Origin of the sequence: Streptomyces fradiae, assembly GCF_041270065.1 — a bacterium.
Taxonomy (GTDB): domain Bacteria; phylum Actinomycetota; class Actinomycetes; order Streptomycetales; family Streptomycetaceae; genus Streptomyces.
Window position 1 is genome coordinate 2885838 of sequence record NZ_CP065958.1, and the last position, 19829, is coordinate 2905666.

21 protein-coding genes are annotated in these 19829 nt (G+C 70.2%); 7 read left to right on the top strand and 14 right to left on the bottom strand.

Annotation, left to right across the window (positions count from 1 at the left end; all coding sequences use genetic code 11):
• Nucleotides 1-11 precede the first annotated feature (11 nt).
• Nucleotides 12-245, bottom strand: coding sequence for a PTS glucose/sucrose transporter subunit IIB (locus JAO84_RS12985; protein ID WP_265869069.1), 234 nt, complete (start codon nucleotides 243-245; stop codon nucleotides 12-14).
• Nucleotides 246-451: 206 nt separating this feature from the next.
• Here JAO84_RS12985 and JAO84_RS12990 point away from each other — a divergent pair, with 206 nt between their 5' ends.
• The gene (locus tag JAO84_RS12990; RefSeq protein ID WP_370413006.1) at nucleotides 452-1762 is read left to right on the top strand and encodes a PTS transporter subunit EIIC; all 1311 of its coding nucleotides are present in this window, start codon (nucleotides 452-454) and stop codon (nucleotides 1760-1762) included.
• Between the two features lie 269 nt (nucleotides 1763-2031).
• Nucleotides 2032-3297 (top strand): PTS transporter subunit EIIC, encoded by a 1266-nt coding sequence (locus JAO84_RS12995; protein ID WP_370413007.1) that lies wholly within the window; start codon nucleotides 2032-2034, stop codon nucleotides 3295-3297.
• A gap of 71 nt (nucleotides 3298-3368) precedes the next feature.
• Here the strand turns inward: JAO84_RS12995 and JAO84_RS13000 are convergent, their stop codons facing one another.
• The gene (locus JAO84_RS13000) at nucleotides 3369-4121 is read right to left on the bottom strand and encodes an MBL fold metallo-hydrolase (RefSeq protein WP_265869073.1); all 753 of its coding nucleotides are present in this window, start codon (nucleotides 4119-4121) and stop codon (nucleotides 3369-3371) included.
• Nucleotides 4122-4323: 202 nt separating this feature from the next.
• Here JAO84_RS13000 and JAO84_RS13005 point away from each other — a divergent pair, with 202 nt between their 5' ends.
• The gene (locus JAO84_RS13005) at nucleotides 4324-4797 is read left to right on the top strand and encodes a type II toxin-antitoxin system PemK/MazF family toxin (protein ID WP_370413008.1); all 474 of its coding nucleotides are present in this window, start codon (nucleotides 4324-4326) and stop codon (nucleotides 4795-4797) included.
• Between the two features lie 22 nt (nucleotides 4798-4819).
• Here JAO84_RS13005 and JAO84_RS13010 read toward each other — a convergent pair whose 3' ends face one another.
• The 7 genes from JAO84_RS13010 to clpS form a co-directional block, all read right to left on the bottom strand.
• Nucleotides 4820-5770, bottom strand: a complete 951-nt coding sequence (locus tag JAO84_RS13010; protein ID WP_265869075.1) for a PLP-dependent cysteine synthase family protein — start codon at nucleotides 5768-5770, stop codon at nucleotides 4820-4822.
• 14 nt (nucleotides 5771-5784) lie between these two features.
• Nucleotides 5785-6063 carry a MoaD/ThiS family protein gene (locus JAO84_RS13015; protein WP_370413009.1) on the bottom strand — a complete coding sequence of 93 codons (279 nt, stop codon included), beginning with the start codon at nucleotides 6061-6063 and terminating at the stop codon, nucleotides 5785-5787.
• Between the two features lie 159 nt (nucleotides 6064-6222).
• Entirely contained in the window at nucleotides 6223-6339 is a 117-nt protein-coding gene (locus JAO84_RS13020; protein ID WP_370413010.1) for a putative leader peptide, read from the bottom strand.
• Between the two features lie 132 nt (nucleotides 6340-6471).
• Nucleotides 6472-6897: a M67 family metallopeptidase gene (locus tag JAO84_RS13025; RefSeq protein ID WP_265869077.1), complete on the bottom strand. Its 426-nt coding sequence runs from the start codon at nucleotides 6895-6897 to the stop codon at nucleotides 6472-6474.
• A 96-nt stretch (nucleotides 6898-6993) separates the two neighbouring features.
• Complete coding sequence (locus JAO84_RS13030) at nucleotides 6994-8430, bottom strand: amino acid permease (RefSeq protein WP_370413011.1); 1437 nt, start codon at nucleotides 8428-8430, stop codon at nucleotides 6994-6996.
• A gap of 325 nt (nucleotides 8431-8755) precedes the next feature.
• Nucleotides 8756-9340: a DUF2017 domain-containing protein gene (locus JAO84_RS13035; protein ID WP_370413012.1), complete on the bottom strand. Its 585-nt coding sequence runs from the start codon at nucleotides 9338-9340 to the stop codon at nucleotides 8756-8758.
• Nucleotides 9340-9654 carry an ATP-dependent Clp protease adapter ClpS gene (gene clpS, locus JAO84_RS13040; RefSeq protein ID WP_265869081.1) on the bottom strand — a complete coding sequence of 105 codons (315 nt, stop codon included), beginning with the start codon at nucleotides 9652-9654 and terminating at the stop codon, nucleotides 9340-9342. Before clpS ends, JAO84_RS13035 begins: the two co-directional genes overlap by 1 nt.
• Nucleotides 9655-9759: 105 nt before the next feature.
• On the opposite strand from clpS, the gene JAO84_RS13045 reads away from it, so the two are divergent.
• Nucleotides 9760-11088 carry a nicotinate phosphoribosyltransferase gene (locus JAO84_RS13045; RefSeq protein WP_370413013.1) on the top strand — a complete coding sequence of 443 codons (1329 nt, stop codon included), beginning with the start codon at nucleotides 9760-9762 and terminating at the stop codon, nucleotides 11086-11088.
• An 89-nt stretch (nucleotides 11089-11177) separates the two neighbouring features.
• Entirely contained in the window at nucleotides 11178-11771 is a 594-nt protein-coding gene (locus JAO84_RS13050) for an isochorismatase family protein (RefSeq protein WP_265869085.1), read from the top strand.
• Nucleotides 11772-11795: 24 nt separating this feature from the next.
• Here the strand turns inward: JAO84_RS13050 and JAO84_RS13055 are convergent, their stop codons facing one another.
• Nucleotides 11796-12098 carry a hypothetical protein gene (locus tag JAO84_RS13055; RefSeq protein WP_265869087.1) on the bottom strand — a complete coding sequence of 101 codons (303 nt, stop codon included), beginning with the start codon at nucleotides 12096-12098 and terminating at the stop codon, nucleotides 11796-11798.
• A gap of 144 nt (nucleotides 12099-12242) precedes the next feature.
• Nucleotides 12243-14657, bottom strand: a complete 2415-nt coding sequence (locus JAO84_RS13060; protein ID WP_370413014.1) for an immune inhibitor A domain-containing protein — start codon at nucleotides 14655-14657, stop codon at nucleotides 12243-12245.
• Nucleotides 14658-14991: 334 nt separating this feature from the next.
• On the opposite strand from JAO84_RS13060, the gene JAO84_RS13065 reads away from it, so the two are divergent.
• A complete protein-coding gene (locus JAO84_RS13065) occupies nucleotides 14992-15273 on the top strand; it encodes a hypothetical protein (RefSeq protein WP_370413015.1) in 282 nt (93 codons plus the stop codon).
• A 72-nt stretch (nucleotides 15274-15345) separates the two neighbouring features.
• Here JAO84_RS13065 and JAO84_RS13070 read toward each other — a convergent pair whose 3' ends face one another.
• Nucleotides 15346-16068, bottom strand: coding sequence for an RDD family protein (locus JAO84_RS13070; protein ID WP_370413016.1), 723 nt, complete (start codon nucleotides 16066-16068; stop codon nucleotides 15346-15348).
• A 47-nt stretch (nucleotides 16069-16115) separates the two neighbouring features.
• Nucleotides 16116-17471, bottom strand: coding sequence for an RDD family protein (locus JAO84_RS13075; RefSeq protein WP_370413017.1), 1356 nt, complete (start codon nucleotides 17469-17471; stop codon nucleotides 16116-16118).
• A gap of 301 nt (nucleotides 17472-17772) precedes the next feature.
• On the opposite strand from JAO84_RS13075, the gene JAO84_RS13080 reads away from it, so the two are divergent.
• Nucleotides 17773-18264 (top strand): SsgA family sporulation/cell division regulator, encoded by a 492-nt coding sequence (locus tag JAO84_RS13080; RefSeq protein WP_370413018.1) that lies wholly within the window; start codon nucleotides 17773-17775, stop codon nucleotides 18262-18264.
• An 88-nt stretch (nucleotides 18265-18352) separates the two neighbouring features.
• On the opposite strand, the gene JAO84_RS13085 is transcribed toward JAO84_RS13080, so the two are convergent.
• Complete coding sequence (locus tag JAO84_RS13085) at nucleotides 18353-19741, bottom strand: FAD-binding oxidoreductase (RefSeq protein WP_370413019.1); 1389 nt, start codon at nucleotides 19739-19741, stop codon at nucleotides 18353-18355.
• Nucleotides 19742-19829: the final 88 nt, after the last annotated feature.

A 19829-nucleotide genomic window follows, 5' to 3' on the forward strand; every position in this document is an offset into this window, starting at 1 on the left:
GTGTCAGCTCGTCACATCATGTCTTCGATGTCGGCGGCGATCGGGTCGGCGTCGGTGCCGATGACGACCTGGATGGCGGTGCCCATCTTCACGACGCCGTGGGCGCCGGCGGCCTTGAGCGCGGCGTCGTCGACGAGGGACGGGTCGACGACCTCGGTGCGGAGGCGGGTGATGCAGCCTTCGACCTCTTCGATGTTCTCGATGCCGCCGAGGCCGGCGACGATCTTCTCAGCCTTGCTGGCCATGTGCTTCTCCCTGTCCGTTCTGCGCACCGACGATCCGCGGTGATCCGCTTTGTCACGGTAACCCACGGTTGGCCCAACCTCGCGAGCGGATGCCGCCGTTCTGCCGAATGATGACGATCACCGGCGGCCTGCCCTGAGCGACCTCCGGGACCCTACCGCAACTGGTCTACACCAGTATGCATCCGCAGCACCCCGGGAGGACGCCGATGAGTAGCGCCAGCGCCGATGCCGCCGCCGCCGCGCCGAAGAGATCGATGGGGAGCCGCTTCTTCCAGGGGATGCAGAAGATGGGCCGCAGCCTCCAGCTGCCCATCGCGGTGCTGCCGGCGGCGGGCATCATCAACCGGTTGGGCCAGCCGGACGTGTTCGGCGCCGACGGACTGGGGTGGGACAACGTCGCGAAGGTGATGGCGGGGGCCGGCGGTGCGCTGCTCGACGGCAGTCTGGGCCTGCCGCTGCTGTTCTGCATCGGTGTCGCCATCGGCATGGCGAAGAAGGCGGACGGCTCGACCGCGCTGGCGGCGGTGGTCGGCTTCCTCGTCTACTACAACGTGCTGCGGCAGTTCCCGAAGACCTGTCCGCCGGGCACGAAGGACATCGCCGGCGGCTGCCTCGCCCCGGACGAGGCCTTCGTCGGCTACACGTATCAGAACCCGGGTGTCTTCGGCGGCATCATCATCGGTCTGCTGACGGCCTATCTGTGGCAGCGGTACCACCGCACGAAGCTGGTCGACTGGCTGGGCTTCTTCAACGGGCGCCGGCTCGTCCCGATCATCATGGCCTTCGTCGGGATCGCCGTCGCCTCGCTGAGCGTGTGGATCTGGCCGCCGATCGGCGACGGCCTGGAGAGCTTCAGCGACTGGCTGGTCGGACTCGGCTCCTGGGGCTCGGGCATCTTCGGCGTCGCGAACCGCGCGCTGCTCGTGATCGGTCTGCACCAGTTCCTGAACGTGCCCGTCTGGTTCCAGTTCGGCTCCTACACCAAGCCGGACGGCATCACGGTGCACGGTGACATCACCATGTTCCTGGCCGGCGACCCGGAGGCCGGCCAGTTCACCACCGGCTTCTTCCCGATCATGATGTTCGCGCTGCCGGCCGCGGCGCTCGCGATCACCCACTGCGCCAAGCCGCACCGGCGCAAGGAGATCGGCGGCATGATGCTGTCGGTCGCCCTGACCTCGTTCGTCACCGGCATCACCGAGCCGATCGAGTACTCGTTCCTCTTCATCGCGCCGGTGCTCTACGCGATCCACGCGGTGCTCACGGGTGTGTCGATGGCGGTGAGCTGGGCGCTCGGGGTGAAGGACGGCTTCAGCTTCTCGGCCGGTCTGATCGACTACGTGATCAACTGGAACCTGGCGACCAAGCCGTGGCTGATCATTCCGATCGGGCTGTGTTTCGCCGTCGTCTATTACGCGATCTTCCGCTTCGCGATCACCAAGTTCAATCTGCCGACTCCCGGGCGCGAGCCGGAGGAGCTGGAGGAGGAGATGGAGCGGGACGTCACGAAGGCGTGAAGCCGCCCCAGGACCCGCCCGACGGGCATTGAACCCGTCCCCCACGGGCCCTCGGACCTCATGGTCCGGGGGCCCTTTGTCGTCCCCTGTCCGACTTTGCCGAAGCCCACAGAATTCACAGGTTCCTTATCTAAGTCTCACGTGCTACAACTGGTCTACACCACTCATTGGTGTAGACCACGCGGTCCAGACCACCGCGTTCCCCGAGACGCCGCCGTCACCCCCTTTCACTGTCCTCTGGCGGCGCCTTGCCCAACTGGAGGAAGTTGATGAGTACGGCCACCGCCCAGGCCGCCGCTCCCGCGAAGAAGCGCGGATCCGGCCTGTTCCAGGGCCTGCAGAAGGTCGGTCGCAGCCTGCAGCTGCCGATCGCCGTGCTGCCGGCCGCGGGTATCTTGCTCCGTCTCGGCCAGCCCGACGTCTTCGGCGCCGAGGGTCTCGGCTGGGGCAAGGTCGCCACGGTCTTCGCCAATGCCGGAGACGCGGTCTTCGCCAACATGCCGCTGCTGTTCTGCGTCGGCATCGCGATCGGTTTCGCCAAGAAGGCCGACGGCTCCACCGCCCTCGCCGCCCTCGTCGGCTTCCTCGTCTACCAGAGCGTCCTGAAGGCGTTCCCGGTCACCGAGGCCGTGGTCAACACGACCGCCAACGACGGTGTCGACGTCGCCGCGACGTACAACGACCCCAAGGTCTTCGGCGGCATCATCATGGGTCTGCTCGGTGCCGTCGTCTGGCAGCGGTACCACCGCACCAAGCTGGTCGACTGGCTCGGCTTCTTCAACGGCCGCCGGCTCGTCCCGATCCTCATGGCCTTCGTCGGCACCCTGATGGGCGTGCTGTTCGGTCTCCTCTGGGAGCCGATCGGCGGCGTCATCACCGACTTCGGCAACTGGATGACCGGCCTCGGTGCCGCCGGCTCCGGCATCTTCGGCGCCATCAACCGCGCCCTGCTCCCCATCGGCATGCACCAGTTCGTGAACACCGTCGCCTGGCAGGAGATCGGCTCCTTCACCGACTCCACCGGCGCCGTCTGGCACGGCGACCTGCCGCGCTTCTTCCACGGTGACCCGGCCGCCGGCCAGTTCATGTCGGGCTTCTTCCCGATCATGATGTTCGCCCTGCCGGCCGTCGCCCTGGCGATCACCCACGCCGCCCGCCCCGAGCGCCGCAAGGTCGTCGGCGGCATGATGTTCTCGCTCGCCCTGACCTCCTTCGTCACCGGCATCACCGAGCCCATCGAGTTCGCCTTCATGTTCCTGGCGCCGCTGCTGTACGTGATCCACGCGGTGCTCACCGCCGCCTCGATGGTCATCACCTCGGCCCTCGGCGTGCACCACGGCTTCACCTTCTCCGCCGGTGCGCTGGACTACTTCCTGAACTGGACGTACGCGACCAAGCCGTGGCTGATCATCCCGATCGGTCTGGTCTTCGCGGCGATCTACTACGTGGTCTTCCGCTTCGCGATCGTCAAGTTCAACATCATGACCCCGGGCCGCGAGCCCGACGAGGAGCTCGAGGACCTCACCAAGGCGTGAGCCTCCTCCCGTACGCACCAGGGGCCCGGAACCGTATGGTTCCGGGCCACTGGCCGTGTGTCCGCGCGCTCTCAGATCTCGTACACCGCGCCCGCGCGGGCCAGTTCCGCCGGGCCGTGGAAGACCTCGCGGGCGTCGGCCAGGTTGCGTTCGCCGTCCGTCCACGGGGGGATGTGGGTGAGGACGAGGCGGCCGACGGAGGCGCGGGCGGCGTGGGCGCCGGCTTCGCGGCCGTTGAGGTGGAGCGCCGGGATGTCTTCCTTGCCGTGGGTGAAGGAGGCCTCGCAGAGGAAGAGGTCGGTGCCGTCGGCCAGCTCGTGGAGGGCGTCGCAGACGCCGGTGTCACCCGAGTAGGTCAGCGAGCGGCCGCCGTGCTCGATCCGGATGCCGAAGGCCTCGACCGGGTGCTGGACCTTCTCCGTGCGCACCTGGAAGGGGCCGATCTCGAAGCTGCCGGAGCTCAGGGTGCGGAAGTCGAAGGCCTCGCCCATCGCGCCGGGCGTGGGGATGTCCGCGTACGCCGTGGTCAGGCGCTGCTCGGCGCCCTCGGGGGCGTAGACGGGGAGGGCCGGGCACCGGCCGCCGTCGTGGCGGTAGTAGCGGGCGACGAAGTAGCCGCACATGTCGATGCAGTGGTCGGCGTGCAGATGGCTGAGGAAGATCGCGTCGAGGTCGTACAGACCGATGTGGCGCTGCAGCTCGCCGAGGGCGCCGTTGCCCATGTCGAGGAGCAGCCGGAAGCCGTCGGCCTCTACGAGGTAGCTCGAACAGGCCGATTCCGCGGACGGGAACGACCCGGAGCAGCCGACGACGGTGAGCTTCATGGAGCGTGAACCTCCGTGGACGGGTGCGGAAAGCGCGCTGCTGGCGGGGAGGTCGTGCGGTCTGTCGAGAGTACGGCGCGTGGCGGCCGGTCGCTCCTCCGTGGCGGCCCGTTGTGGGGGAACTCACGGGCTCTGTCACCGGTTCGGATGGATGGCGGGGCGTCCCGGCGGCGCGGCGTGCGCGACGGTACGGTCTTGAGGTATGGACATGTCGTGGTGGCCCGCGCTCGTCGCGGTGGTGGTGCTCGCACTCGTCGTGGCGCTGGCCGACGGGTGGCGCCGCTCGGGCCGCCGGCCTTCCGGGCGTACGCGTCCGCCGGCCCGGCCGAAGCGGACGGCGCCGCCGCGCGGGCCGGCGCCGGAGCGGCTGCCGCGGCCCGGTGAGATCTGGTGGGCGGACGTGCCCTTCGAGGACGGGCCCGGGTCCAAGGACCGGCCGTGTCTGGTGCTCGCGCTGCGCGGGGACAATGCCCTGGTCGCGAAGATCACCAGCAAGTACCACGACGAGCGGCCGGGGGTGATCGCGCTGCCGCCGGGCTCGGTGGGCGACGCGCAGGGGCGGCCGAGCTTCCTGGAGACGGACGAGCTGCGGGACGTGCCGGTGTGGGAGTTCCGCCGGAGAGTGGGAACGGCGGACCCGGTCGTGTGGGACCAGGTCCGCCATCTGGCGCGTTAGCGGAGATACGCGGGCCGGGGGCTCAGGCCCAGAGCTGGCCCTGGACCGTCTCGATCGCCTCTTCCGTCGTCGCGGCCGTGTAGAGGCCGGTCGACAGGTACTTCCAGCCGCCGTCGGCGACGACGAAGGCGATGTCGGCGCTCTCGCCGGCCTTGACGGCCTTCTTGCCGACGCCGATCGCCGCGTGCAGGGCGGCGCCGGTCGAGACGCCCGCGAAGATGCCCTCCAGCTGGAGGAGTTCGCGGGTGCGGGTGACCGCGTCGGCGGAGCCGACGGAGAAGCGGGTGGTGAGCACCGAGGCGTCGTACAGCTCGGGCACGAAGCCCTCGTCGAGGTTGCGCAGGCCGTAGACGAGGTCGTCGTAGCGCGGCTCGGCTGCGACGATCTTGACGTCGGGCTTGTGCTCGCGCAGGTAGCGGCCGACGCCCATGAGGGTGCCGGTGGTGCCCAGGCCCGCCACGAAGTGCGTGATGGAGGGCAGGTCGGCGAGGATCTCGGGGCCGGTGGTGGCGTAGTGGGCGCCCGCGTTGTCCGGGTTGCCGTACTGGTAGAGCATCACCCAGTCCGGGTGCTGCTCGGCGAGCTCCTTGGCGACCCGGACGGCGGTGTTGGAGCCGCCGGCGGCGGGGGACGAGATGATCTCGGCGCCCCACATGGCGAGCAGCTGGCGGCGCTCCTCGCTGGTGTTCTCCGGCATCACGCACACGATGCGGTAGCCCTTGAGCTTGGCCGCCATGGCGAGCGAGATGCCGGTGTTGCCGCTGGTGGGTTCGAGGATGGTGCAGCCGGGGGTGAGCCGGCCGTCCTTCTCGGCCTGCTCGACCATGTGGAGCGCGGGGCGGTCCTTGACCGAGCCGGTGGGGTTGCGGTCCTCCAGCTTGGCCCAGATCCGGACGTCGTCCGAGGGCGACAGGCGCGGCAGCCGGACGAGGGGCGTGTTGCCGACCGCCGCCAGCGGGGAGTCGTAGCGCATGTGGACCGGTCCGCTCAGACCATGCCGCCGGCGACGGCCGGCAGGATGGTGACGTTGTCGCCGTCGGCGAGCTTGGTCTCGATGCCGTCGAGGAAGCGCACGTCCTCGTCGTTCAGGTAGACGTTGACGAAGCGGCGCAGCTTGCCGCCGTCGACGATGCGGGCCTCGATCCCGGTGTGCCGCGCCTCCAGGTCGGCGAAGAGCTCGGCGAGGGTGTCGCCCTTGCCCTCGACGGCCTTGGCGCCGTCGGTGTAGGTGCGGAGGATGGTCGGGATGCGGACCTCGATGGCCATGGCGTGGGCTCCTTCGGAAGGGCGGAGTGGCGGCGGGCGGTGCGGCGTGGGCGATGTGGCGTGGTGGGCGCGCGTCTGGGCCCCCCGCGCGGAAGGGGGATGGTGCGGGAGGTGCGCTCGGGCCGTGCGGTCGGTCGGTCGGGCCGTGCGGTCGGTCGCTCAGAGCGCGGCGCGCGGCGGACACATCGCGCTGGCGAGGCGGCACAGGTCGACGTGCAGCCGCGCCACGAGCAGCGGGGTGCCCGGCGTCTCTTCGCTCACGTCGTGGATAACCATGCGCTCATCGTATCGATTCCCGGTCCGGGTTCCGGAATGTGATCTCACATCGCGGACTGATCGCGTTCGCCTGCCGGACCCGGAGGCGGGACGGCCCGCCGTGCGCCCTGCTCGTACGCCTGCTCCCGCGCCCTACTCGTACGCCTCGACGACCTTGACCTCTTCCTCCTCCACCACGCCCTCGACGATGGTGTACGAGCGGAACTGGAAGGGGCCCGCGCCGTCGGCGTCCGCGGTGGAGACGAGCACGTAGTGCGCCTGCGGCTCGTTGGCGTAGGAGATGTCGGTACGGGACGGGTAGGCCTCCGTCGCCGTGTGCGAGTGGTAGACGATCACCGGCTCCTCGTCGCGGTCGTCCATCTCGCGGTAGAGCTTGAGCAGATCGGCGGAGTCGAACTCGTAGAAGGTGGGCGAGCGTGCCGCGTTCAGCATCGGGATGAAGCGCTCGGGGCGGCCGCTGCCGGCCGGCCCCGCGACCACGCCGCAGGCCTCGTCGGGGTGGTCCGCGCGGGCGTGTTCCACGATCTGGTCGTACAGGGCTCGGGTGATGGTCAGCATGCCGACAGGATAAGCAGACGGGCCGCCCCGTACCGAGATTCGGTACGAGACGGCCCGGATGCTGAGACCACGCAGGTCAGCACGGTACGGAGCCGGTCAGACCTGCTTGCTGAACGCGGCGCCCTCGGGGTTGCGGGCCTTGAGCACCAGGTAGGAGACGGCCAGGATCAGGCCCCACACCGGGGCGCCGTACAGCGCCACGCGGTTGTCCTTGTCCATCGCCATCGTCGTGATGACCATGCCGATGAAGGCGAGCGAGAAGGCGCTGAGCCAGATGCCGCCCGGGGCCTTGAAGGAGGACTGGGGCAGCTCGCCGCGGTCGGCCTTGAGGCGGTAGCGGATCTGGCAGACCAGGATGACGATCCAGGCCCACATGCCGGAGATGGTGGCGAAGGAGACGACGTAGTTGAACGCCTCGCCGGGCCACTGGTAGTTGATCCAGACGCCGACCATCATCAGCGCGGCCGAGACGGTGGTGCCGACCAGCGGGGTGCCGCTCTTCGTCAGCCGGGTGAAGACCTTCGGGCCCTGGCCGTTGAGCGCGAGGTCGCGCAGCATCCGGCCGGTGGAGTACATGCCCGAGTTGCAGGAGGACAGGGCCGCGGTCAGGACCACGAAGTTGACGATGGCGGCGCCGATGCCCAGGCCCATCTTCTCGAAGGCCGCGACGAACGGGGAGACGCCGGGCTGGAACTCGGTCCACGGCACGACCGAAAGGATCATGATCAGCGCGCCGACGTAGAAGACGGCGATGCGCCACGGCACGGTGTTGATGGCCTTCGGCAGGACCGTCTTCGGGTCCTTGGACTCGCCCGCGGTGACGCCGACCAGCTCGACGGCGAGGAAGGCGAACATGACCATCTGCAGGGTCATCAGGGTGGAGAAGATGCCGTCCTTGCCGGCGAAGAAGCCGCCCAGGTCCCACAGGTGGGTCACGGACGCGGTGTCGCCCGCGTCGGAGAAGCCGAGGGTGAGGATGCCGGCGCAGATCAGGATCATGCCGACGATGGCGGTGACCTTGACCATGGAGAACCAGAACTCGAGCTCACCGAAGAGCTTCACCGAGATCAGGTTGGCGGCGTAGAGGATCACCGTGAAGACGAGGGCGGACAGCCACTGCGGGATGTCCCACCAGTACGTCATGTAGGTGGCGGCGGCGGTGACCTCGGTGATGCCGGTGACGACCCAGAAGAGCCAGTACGTCCAGCCGGTCACGAACCCCGCGAAGGGGCCGATGAACTCGCGGGCGTACTCGGAGAAGGAGCCCGAGACCGGGCGGTACATGAGGAGCTCGCCGAGCGCCCGCATGATGAAGAAGATGACGAGGCCCGCGACGGCGTACGCGAGGATCAGGCTGGGTCCCGCGATGGAGATGCCCTTGCCCGCGCCGAGGAAGAGGCCGGTGCCGATGGCGCCGCCGATCGCGATCATCTGGATCTGACGTGCGCCGAGTGCCCGGTGATAGCCCTCGCCGGCTGCGGTGTCCGCGGCCTCATTGCCGTCGTGCTGCTGGTCGACCTGCACTGAGGTCATGGTGGTGCGCCTTTCTCCATGCTGATCCGCGCACCGGCCGGCTCGGCCGTCCGTGCTGCGGATCAGGTCCTGATCCCCCCGGATGTGGAATGGAGTGCTACCGGCGGTCAGCCGGTCCCAGCGCCCCCGGGGACAGGGGTGGCGTCCCCGGGTGGTCGTGAAGATTTATCACGGGGTTCACCGTGATCGACCGTTGTGCGCGTGACCCACACCACTCGAAAGAGCGGACGAAAAGGACTCAATAGAGCAAGGAAGGCACTTGAATAACGTATTCGTTATCCGGATTTGAGCGTCCGCTGAGCGAACGCACGACGAGCGGACCGATCTACGCCAGCAGGGTGTCGACGAGCGACTCCTGCAGCGCGCCCAGCCAGAGGTACGCCATCACCATCGGCTTGCGCGGATCGTCGTCCGGGAGCCGGTACAGGTCCTCGCTCTCGTCGTCGTCCGTGACCTCCAGGCGGGTGCCGATGGTCAGCCGGAGGTCGTTGAGCGCGCCGAGCCAGGCGCGGGACTCGTCGGCGGTCAGCTTGAGGATGCCGCCGCCCTCCCCCGCCGCGTCGGTGCTGAGCGAGTCGAGGCTGCGCACCACCGTGTGCGCGTCGTCGCGCTTGCGGGCCCGCAGGTCGTTCTCGGTGTAGCGGCGGAAGTCGGCGGCCGCCTGGCGCAGCTCGTCGGTGTCGTCCCCGTACGCGTCGGGGAAGAGCCGGCGCAGCGCCGGATCGGCGGGCGGCTCGCTGGGGCCCTCGGCGAACAGCGCGGCCAGCGGGTCCGCGTCCTCGGCCGGCTCGTCGCCGGGGCCGATCAGCTCCATGAGCTGGACGGCGAAGGAGCGCAGGATGGAGATCTCGACCTCGTCGAGCGCGACGGCCGCGCCGCCACCCGGAACGGCCTCGAATCGCCCCGCCATCAGCCGCGGTCCTGGGAGAGGGTCGCCCACAGGCCGTAGCCGTGCATCGCCTGCACGTCCCGTTCCATCTCCTCGCGGGTGCCGCTGGAGACCACCGCGCGGCCCTTGTTGTGCACGTCGAGCATCAGCTTGTGCGCCTTGTCCTTGGAGTAGCCGAAGTACGCCTGGAAGACGTAGGTGACATAGCTCATCAGGTTCACCGGGTCGTTGTGCACGAGGGTCACCCACGGCACGTCCGGTTCGACGACGGCGGAGACCTCCTCGGCCGACTGGGTCTGCTCGATCTCGATAGGCGCGACGCTCACTTGTCCCATGCTGCCACCCTTACCGGCCCGTCGCACAAACGGGTCGCTCGCACGGGGACGCTCCCGAAGCAGGGGTATTCGTCAAACTGACGAATACCCGCTAGCATTCCTCATATGAACGCTGCGGACCTTGGGCTCCCGGTGGACGTGCCGTCGACCGCGCTCTTCACCGACCAGTACGAGCTGACCATGCTCCAGGCGGCCCTCAGGGCCGGCACCGCGGACCGCCGGTCCGTCTTCGAGGTCTTCACCCGCCGGCTGCCCGAGGGGCGGCGCTACGGAGTGGTGGCGGGCATCGGACGGGTCCTGGACGCGGTCGAGAACTTCCGCTTCGACCCGGGCGTGCTCGGCTTCCTGCGCGAGCAGGGCATCGTCGACGAGCCGACCCTCCAGTGGCTGGCCGGCTACCGCTTCTCCGGCGACATCTGGGGCTACCCGGAGGGCGAGGTGTACTTCCCGGGCTCGCCGATCCTGCGGGTTGAGGGCTCCTTCGCCGAATGCGTGCTCCTGGAGACGGTGATCCTCTCGATCCTCAACCACGACTCGGCCATCGCGGCCGCCGCCTCCCGGATGTCGGCCGCAGCGGGCGGCCGCCGGCTCATCGAGATGGGCGCCCGGCGCACCCACGAGCTGGCCGCCGTGGCCTGCTCGCGGGCCGCGTACGTGGGCGGCTTCGAGGCCACCTCCGACCTGGCGGCGGGCTTCCGCTACGGCATCCCCACCGTGGGCACCTCCGCCCACGCCTTCACCCTCCTGCACGACTCGGAGCGGGACGCCTTCCGGGCCCAGGTGGACTCGCTGGGCAACGGCACCACGCTGCTCGTCGACACGTACGACGTCGCCGAGGCCGTCCGTACCGCCGTCGAGGTGGCGGGCCCCGGGCTCGGAGCCGTACGCATCGACTCCGGCGACCTGCTGCTCGTCGCGCACCGGGTGCGGGCGCAGCTGGACGAGCTGGGCGCGACGGACACCAAGATCGTGGTGACCTCGGACCTCGACGAGTACGCCATCGCCTCGCTGGCGGCGGCGCCGGTCGACGCGTACGGGGTGGGCACCCAGCTGGTCACCGGCAGCGGTCACCCGACCTGCTCCATGGTCTACAAGCTGGTCGCCCGGGCCTCCTCGGCCGATCCGAAGGCGCCGCTGACGCCGGTGGCGAAGAAGTCGGTGGGCGGCAAGGCCTCCATCGGCGGCCGCAAGTGGGCGGCCCGCCGCACCGACGCCGCCGGGGTCGCCGAGGCCGAGATCGTCGGCACCGGTCAGGTCCCGCCGGAGCTCGTCGACCGGCAGCTGCTGGTCGAGCTGGTCAAGGGCGGTGACGTGGTGGCCCGGGAGCCCCTGGACGCCGCCCGCGCCCGGCACATCGCGGCCCGCGCCGCGCTCCCGATGTCGGCGATCCAGCTGTCGCGGGGCGAGCCGGTGCTCCCGACCGAATACCTGTAACCCCTCCTGGCGCCCCCTCCCGCCCGGCGGGGGAAGTCTCTAGGCTCGAAACCGACCCCGCCCGCCCAGCCTCAGCAAGGACACCCGCCATGCACCGCGCATTGATCGTTGTGGACGTTCAGAACGACTTCTGCGAGGGCGGCAGCCTCGCGGTGGCGGGGGGCGCCGATGTCGCCGCCGCCGTGACCGAGCTGATCGGGGCGGCGGGCGGCGCCGGGTACCAGCACGTGGTGGCCACCCGCGACCACCACGTGGAGCCGGGTCCGCACTTCTCGGACCACCCGGACTACCTGACCTCGTGGCCGCGGCACTGCGTGGCCGGCACCGAGGGCGTCGGGTTCCACCCGAACTTCGCGCCCGCCGTCGCCAGCGGCGCGATCGACGCGGTCTTCGACAAGGGCGCCTACGAGGCGGCGTACAGCGGCTTCGAGGGCCGGGACGAGAACGGCAGCACCCTCGCCGACTGGCTGCACGCCCGCAAGGTCACCGAGGTGGACGTGGTCGGCATCGCGACCGACCACTGCGTCCGGGCGACCGCCCTGGACGCGGCCCGCGAGGGCTTCCGCACCCATGTGCTGCTCGATCTGACGGCCGGGGTCGCGAAGGAGTCCACCGACCGGGCCCTGGACGAGCTGCGCGCGGCGGGCGTCGAGCTGACCGGAAAGCCGGTCGTCGCCCCGTAACGCCGCCGCACCGGTCGCCGGTCGCTAGGCCGCCGGGGCCTTCGGCAGGGACCGTATGGGGTGCCACAGCTCCTGGGGACAGCCGCGCCAGAGCATGCCGTCCGGGTGGTGGAGCACGGCCGTGATCTCGTCCGGGGTGGGCGGCTCGGCGTTGCCGCGGAGGTAGACCGCGCGGAGGCCCAGGTTCCGCAGCCTGGTCAGGGCGCGGGCCCGGTTCGCCGCGTGTACCAGGAAGCGCACCGTGGCCCCGTCGCCGGCCGGGCTGGGCAGGCCGATGGCGACGACGACACTGCCTCCCGGCAGTCTGCAGAACCCTCCATTGGGCATACGGAACCACTCCCCCGTGGAACTACTGTCAATAAGGTCGGACGGCCAGGGGCCGTAGACGCACCTAAACACGATCGGCCGCCGCCCGCTAGAGGGCGACGGCCGATCATGCTCTGACCTGCGAAGACGCAGGAGAATTCGCTTTTACTTCACCGAGGGGCCGACCTGGACCGTGATGGTCTGGCCGTTCTTCGGCTCCTTGACGACGCGGATCTGGGTGTTGGTGTCAGTTACCTGGACACCGGCGCGCGGGTTCTCGGCGAACCAGTAGACGCCCTTGTGGTCGTCGAAGACCCGGTTGCCGGCCTGCGACGGGACCCAGGTGGCCTCGCCCTTGTTGTGCAGCTGGAAGCCGTCCGTGCGGGAGATGCTGAACGGCGAGTCGTACGCCTGGACGCGGTTGCGCATCAGGCTGCCGTCACGCCACTTCAGCGGGCTCGGGTGAGCGTCGATCGGGAGGATCCGGCCGACACCCGGGTGCTGGGAGGTGTTGTTGTCCTTCTGGGACAGGTCCCACTTCCAGATCAGCAGCCCGTTCTGGTACGGGTAGTGCTCGACCCAGCTGGCCTTGTCGCCGGTGAAGCCGAAGTTGTACGGACCGACCTTGAGGGTCTTGTCGTACGACACGTACTGGCGGTTCTCCGCGATGTAGTACTGCTCGTACTCCTTCGTGAAGCCCTTGCCGACCCGCGAGAAGCCCTTGGCGACCCAGCCGTTGTCACCGTTCTCGGCGTTGTCCGAGAAGACGGCGGCACCGTCGGCGGTCAGCGTGATGGCGTCGGCGGTGAAGCCCTTGCCGCCCGCGCCGCCGTCCGTCTGGTAGCGGAAGCGGAGGTCGAACTTCTTGCCCGCGTACGCGTCCAGGTTGTAGACGAGCTTCTTGTGCGCGCCGGAGACGTCGGTCAGCGCCGGGGCGCCGGAGGCGTCCTTCGGGATGGCCACGCCGTCGGCGGTGCCGTCCACGGCGGTCCAGTTGGCGCCGCCGTCCGTCGACACCTCGGTGTAGAGGTAGTCGTAGTCCAGCTCGATGTCGTACCAGCCCTGGAGCTCCAGGGAGGCCGAGGTCTTGCCGGTCAGGTCGACGGAGCGGGTCAGGGTGTTCTTGAGGTCGTCACCCATGTCGCTCCACCACTGCGTGGCGCCCTCGGCGGGAGCCACGATGTCGGTGGTGACCTGCTTCTTCGGCAGCTCGACGACGAGCGCCTGCGGGTTCTTGGTGTTGTACGCCGAGACGCCCAGCTTGTGCGTGGTCTTGGTGCCGCGCTGCCAGTCGTTGACCTTGGCGTAGTTCAGCCAGCCGAGCTGCAGCTTGTCCCAGGCGCTCATGTCGCCGGGGAGGTCGCCGATCGAGTCCTTGCCGGTGCCGAGCCAGGAACCGGAGGACATCAGGTCCCAGAAGCCGGTCGAGTTCTCGCCGCCGGAGGTGTCGTAGTTGTCCGGCAGACCGAGGTCGTGGCCGTACTCGTGTGCGAAGACGCCGAGGCCGCCGTTCTCCGGCTGCATCGTGTAGTCGCCGACCCAGATGCCCGAGTCGCCGATCTGGGTTCCGCCGGCCTTGTTGTTCGCCGGGCCGGTCTTGCCGGCGTCCGTGCCGTAGGCGTACCAACGGTGGGCCCACAGGGCGTTGGTGCCCTCGACGCCGCCGCCGGCCGACTCGTCCTCGCCCGCGTGGACGATCTGGAAGTGGTCGATGTAGCCGTCGGGCTCGTTGAAGTTGCCGTCGCCGTCGAAGTCGTAGCGGTCCCACTGGTCGTACTGCGCCAGCGTCGCCTTGATCTCGGCGTCGGTCTTGCCCTTGGCCTTCTGGTCGGCGTTCCAGGCGACGAGACCGTCGCGCACGGTGTCCCACACGTTGGCGCAGTTGGTCTGACCGCAGTAGTTGGAGCCGTATCGGGCCTCGTTGTACGGGACCTTGACCCAGTCGGAGACGGCGCCGTCGACCGAGTAGCGGCCGGACGAGGTCTTCTCGTAGTAGGTCTTCAGGGACTGCTTCGGCTGGCCCTTCTTGTCCTTGCCGGTGCCGAAGTACAGGTCCTGGAAGTGCTGCTGGTTGTAGTCCGCCTGCCAGGCGGTCGAGTTGTCCTTCGACCGGTCGGGCTGGGCTATGGAGTTGTGGAGCGGGCCGGGCTCGCCGCCGTACTTCGGCTTGAGCTCGGTGGTGTCGTCGTCCTTGCGGTCGACCAGGGTGGTGTTGTCCACCTGGTCGCCGAACTCGACGAGGATGGTGAAGATCTTGTCGGTCTTCTCGCGGGCCAGCTCGACGTACTTCTTGCTGTCGAGCTTGACCACCTTGGAGCCGTGGCGGCTCTCGACCTTGGTCTCGCCGTTGAGCACCTGCTCGATGGCGGCCTGCCGCTGCGCAGCCTGCTGCTTGCTGTACGGACCGTCGAGGTCGTGGTCGACGGTGGTCTTGTCAGCGGCGTTGGCCCGGGCCGCGGTGGCGGCCTGCGCGGGGGTGGTCGTGTCCGCCCACGCGGTGAAGGTCGATGCGGTCGCGGCCGTGGCGGCGAGGGCCACCACGACTGCGGACGCGCGGAACGCCCGTCGTCTGTTGGTCACTTGTTTCTGTCCTCCCCAGGCGCACCTCGCACGGCAGATCGATGGTGGGGTGTCCGCCGGACGGGTGACGCGTCACAAGTGACGACATTCGACCGGAGTTGAAGCAGAAAAGACAGACCTTGACTTGGACAGGCCAACTGCACTATGTGGGATCGGATTTCCGATAGTCGAACATCGAACGAACTTCCGTCGCCCGCATATGCGACATGACCGTGCGCCCCTGCGCCCCCCGTGCATCGCGGCGTGGGTTAGGTCACGCTTAGTTCCCCTGCGGCCGGGCATCCACCGTCGTAGAGTCGCACTCGCCCAGCGCCCCCGAGGGACGGTAACCGCCATGCAGCGACCGAACGCCGCACAGTACGCCACCGGTTCGGCCACCGTCGTACTCTCGACCGTCGCCCTGCTGCTGCTCGCCGGCACGCCCACGACCCTCGGCATCGCGGTCGTGTGTGCCGCCGGCCTGTTCCTGGGTGTGCTGGTTGCGGTGACGATGCCGGTGCGCGCGCGGCACGTCAAGACCCCTACGGCGACTCCTGTCAATGTGGCCGAGGAAACAGCGATCCGAGTGCCCGCCGCGCCCGTGGGCGCGGGCGCGGACACCCGGATCGGTTCGTGACGACGATCGGTTCGTGACGGCGATCGGCTCGTGACGGCGATCGGCTCGTGACGGCGATCGGCTCGTGACGGCCTATTGCGGGACGGACACCACCACCGTCTTCGCCGCCTTGTCGTGCAGGCCCTGTTTGTACGGCTTGTCCACGAGGATGAGGATCAGCAGGAGCAGCGGCCACAGGCACGCGCAGCAGATCAGCGTCGGCAGCCACAGCACGACCGCGCGGATGAGGGAGGCGTTCATCGGCGGCGTGGAACCGTCGTTGAGCATCGCGACCCGCAGCTTCATCCACTTCTTGCCGAGCGTCTGGCCGCCCTTGGCCACCATGACGGTGTCGTACGCGACATACGCGACGATCGTGATGAGCTGGAAGACCAGCTGCCCGCCGCCGTTGAGGCTGTTGACCGTGTCGTCCCAGTCGTTGCCGTCCCCGGCCCGGTCGTAGATCTTGAACGGAATGCCGATGACCGCGAGCGGCACGGCGATGATCAGCCAGTCGATGACCCGGGCGGCGATGCGCTTGCCGGACTCGGCGAGCGGCGGCATCCCGGAGAGCGGGTCGGTCCCGCCGTACGGTCCCCCGCCGTAGGGCCCGCCGCCGCCACCGCCGTACGGATCACCGCCGCCACCGCCGTACGAGGGGGGCGGCGGGGGCATGCGGTCGTACGGGCTCCCCGACGGCGGCCCCTGCGGAGGCTCTTGCGGCGGTCCCTGCGGGGGCTCCTGCGGGGGCCGTTTGCGGAACGGATCGTCGTCGGGCGGCGGCTGACCCGGGGGCGGCGGCTGATCGTTGCTCATGGGGGCAGTGCACCCCGCGCACCGGACCCCCGCAATCCGGGCTGGCCCTACCGGGCGACGAAGGTACCGGCCGCCTTGTCGTGCCAGCACTGGCGCCACGGGCGGTCGAAGAGGCACCAGACGACGTTGAGCACGCCGATGCCGAGCAGTCCGAGCACGCCGTAGAGCAGCCAGCGGCGCAGCGCAGCACCGAAGGTCGGCGGCTGGTGGCCCTCGATGTCCCGGACCTCCAGGCCGCACAGCTTCTTGCCCAGCGTGCGCCCCCACTTGGCGGTGGGCAGCGCCTCGTACAGCGTGCCGAGCACGAGGAACGCGGCGAGCACGATGCCGAGCTGCACGGAGGTGGTGCCGTCGAGCAGCCACACCTGCACGGTGACGCCGGTCTGCCGGGCGGCCTCGATCTTCTCGTCGATGTGCTCGATCGCGGCCGTCACGAAGGGGTACGACACGGCGCCGACCAGCGCCCCGAGCACCACACCGTCCACCAGCCGCGCGAGCAGCCGCCGCCCGAGCCCGGCGGGCCGGGCCGCCGCCTGCGCCCGCGCCGCCGCCTGGAACACGTCCTCGACGGGTGGCTTCCACGGCACGACGGGCTGCTGCGGGTCCTGCGCGGCCGGCGTGGGGGTGGGGACGGGAGCGGGAGCCGGAGTCGGGACGGCCGGGTGCGCGGGCTGCGGGCTCCACGCGGCGGGGGCGGGCGCGGGGGTGACGGGCATTCCGCCGAGGCGTGCGGCCGGGGCGGCGGGAGCGGCCGGGGCGGGAGCCGGGGCGGCGGCCGGGTCGGCGGCGGGGCGCTGTTCGGGGACGGTGCCGCCGGCCTCCGGCCAGGCGGGAGCGGGGGTGGGCGTCGGGGTGGCCGGGGCCTCCGGGGCGGCCTCCTCCACGGGCGCGACGACCGTCGCCGGGTCGCGGCGCATCGAGACCCCGCCGCCGGAAGCGGCGGGCCAGGCGGCCGCGGCGCGCGGGTCGGTGGCGGGGGCGGCGGCCGGCGCGGCGGGCTGGGGCTCGTCCTGGACGCCCCACGAGACCTTCTGGTCGCGCTCGCCGCCGAAACCGGTCTGCCGCGAGGTGCTGGCCTGCCACGCGGAGGCGGGCTCCTGGGGAGCGGCCGCGGCGGGCTCCGGTTCGTCGTCGAGGAAGACCGGGCCGGTCTCCTCGACGGCCGGGACCGCGGGAACCGCGGGGGCCACGGGGAGTTGGGGCGCCGGGGCCGGGCTCGGCGCCACCTGCGGGGCGACCGGCACGGGCGGCGCGGGCGGCGTCTCGCCCTCCTTGGGCGCGGGCCGGCTCGTACCGGGCACCCACGCGCCGCCGTTCCAGAAGCGGATGTACCCGGGAATCGAGGGGTCCGGGTAGTAGCCCGCCTGCGGTACCTCTCCGCCGCCTCCAGGTGGAGTAGCCACTGCCCCGACTCCGTTCCGTCACAACGCCTTGATCCACACGGGCCGCGCCTGCGGCCCAGGGAGGACAGTAACGAAGAACGACGCCGCTGGGACGAGGAGCCCACCATAAAGACCGCCTTCGGGGGACACCCCGGCGAAAACATCACGCACAGTGACCCTCGGGCCTCCACCTACCCCCGTGGACCCGGCCCCAAAAAAATTTCCCAGAAACTCTTCCGAAGTCGCGTAATGGAACCGGCCGACCCCTCTCTCTCCCGGTGAAGGCCCACCCCGGGCCCACGAGCAGAGAGGGCGTCACGCCATGCAGAACACCGAGAACAACGTGGTCGAGCGCGAGCTGGAGCTGAAGCTGGTCCTGTCCCCGGAGCGTTCGGTGCCGGTCCCGGCCCGGCTCGCCTACCGCGTGGACGACCCGTACGCCGTCCACATCACCTTCCACATCGGCTCCGAGCACCCGGTCAACTGGACCTTCGCCCGCGAACTGCTCGTCGAGGGCGTCTTCCGGCCGTGCGGCCACGGGGACGTGCGGATCTGGCCGACCAAGGTCGACGGCCGCAACGTCATCCTGATGGCGCTGTCCTCCCCCGACGGCGACGCGCTCCTGGAGGCGCCGTCCGCGCAGGTGTCCGCCTGGCTGGAGCGGACCCTGCGCGCGGTCCCGCCGGGCACCGAGACCGAGCAGCTCGGCATCGACGACGGCCTGGCCGAGCTGCTCGCCGCCACCGTGGTGGCGGACGAGCTGTGGCTGCGCGACCCGTGGCCGTCGGACGAGGCCGGCGACGGCGAGCTGTGAGCTCCGCTTTGCGCTCGTACGGGACGGGGCCCCCAACCCGTCGCCGTGCCCGTACTCGTACCCGGAAAGCTCAGAGGGCTCAGGAGGCTCAGAACAGCTTGCCCGGGTTCAGCAGGCCCAGCGGGTCGAAGGTCTCCTTGATCCCGCGCTGCAGCTCCACGCCCACCGGACCCAGCTCCCGGGCCAGCCACTCCTTCTTCAGCACGCCCACCCCGTGCTCCCCGGTGATCGTGCCGCCGAGCGCGAGGCCGAGCGCCATGATCTCGTCGAAGGACTCCCGCGCCCGGCGCGACTCGTCCTCGTCGGCGTGGTCGAAGCAGACGACGGGATGGGTGTTGCCGTCGCCGGCGTGCGCGCAGACCCCGATGGTCAGCCCGTACTTGGCGGCGATCTCCGCCGTGCCCGTGAGCATGGCGGCGAGCTTGGTGCGCGGCACGCACACGTCGTCGATCATCGTGGCCGTCTTGATGGCCTCCAGGGCGGTGAGCGAGAGCCGGCGGGCCTGGAGGAGCAGTTCGGACTCGGCGGCGTCCTCGGCGGGCACGACCTCGGTCGCCCCGGCGGCCCGGCACAGCTCCGCCACCGCGGCCAGATCGGCGGCCGGGTCGGGGGTGTCGAAGGCGCACAGCAGCAGCGCCTCGGTGGTGTCGGGCAGACCCATGTGGGCGAGCTTGTTGACGGCTCGGACGGTGGTGCCGTCCATCAGTTCCAGGAGTGAGGGTGTGTGGCCGCGCTCCATGATCGCGCAGACGGCCTCGCAGGCGGCCTCCGCCGAGGGGAACTCGGCGGCGAGCGCGAGCTGCGCCGGCGGCTGCGGCTTGAGCGCGAGCACGGCGCCGACGACGATGCCGAGGGTGCCCTCGGAGCCGACGAACAGCCGGGTCAGGTCGTATCCGGCGACGCCCTTGGCGGTGCGGCGTCCGGTGCGCAGGAGCCGCCCGTCGGCCAGGACGACGTCGAGCCCGAGCACGTACTCGGCGGTGACCCCGTACTTCACGCAGCACAGACCGCCGGACGCGGTGCCGATGTTGCCGCCGATGGTGCACATCTCCCAGCTGGAGGGGTCCGGCGGGTAGTAGAGGCCGTGTTCGGCGACGGCGCGGGACAGCACGGCGTTGACGACGCCCGGTTCGACGACGGCGATCCGGTCGACCGGGTCGATCTCCAGGATGCGGTCCATCTTGACGAGCGAGAGCACGATGCAGCCCTCGGAGGCGTTGGCGGCGCCGGACAGACCGGTGCGGGCGCCCTGCGGGACGACCGGGACGCGCAGTTCGGTCGCGGTGCGCATGACGTGCCGCACCTGTTCGACGGTGCGCGGGAGCACGACGGCCGCGGGGGTGCCGGCCGTGCAGAAGCTCGCCATGTCGCGGGCGTAGGAGGCGGTGACGTCGGGGTCGGTGAGCACGGCCTCGGCCGGGAGTCCGGCGCGCAGACGGGCGTGCAGGGTGTGGAGCCTCTCGTGAAGATCGTCCATGGGTCCAGCGTGGCACCCGGGGCCATCGGTGTGAACCCGCCGGGGAGCGGGCGCTGATGTGCTCTTCGTACGGCCGGTCGCGGGCGCA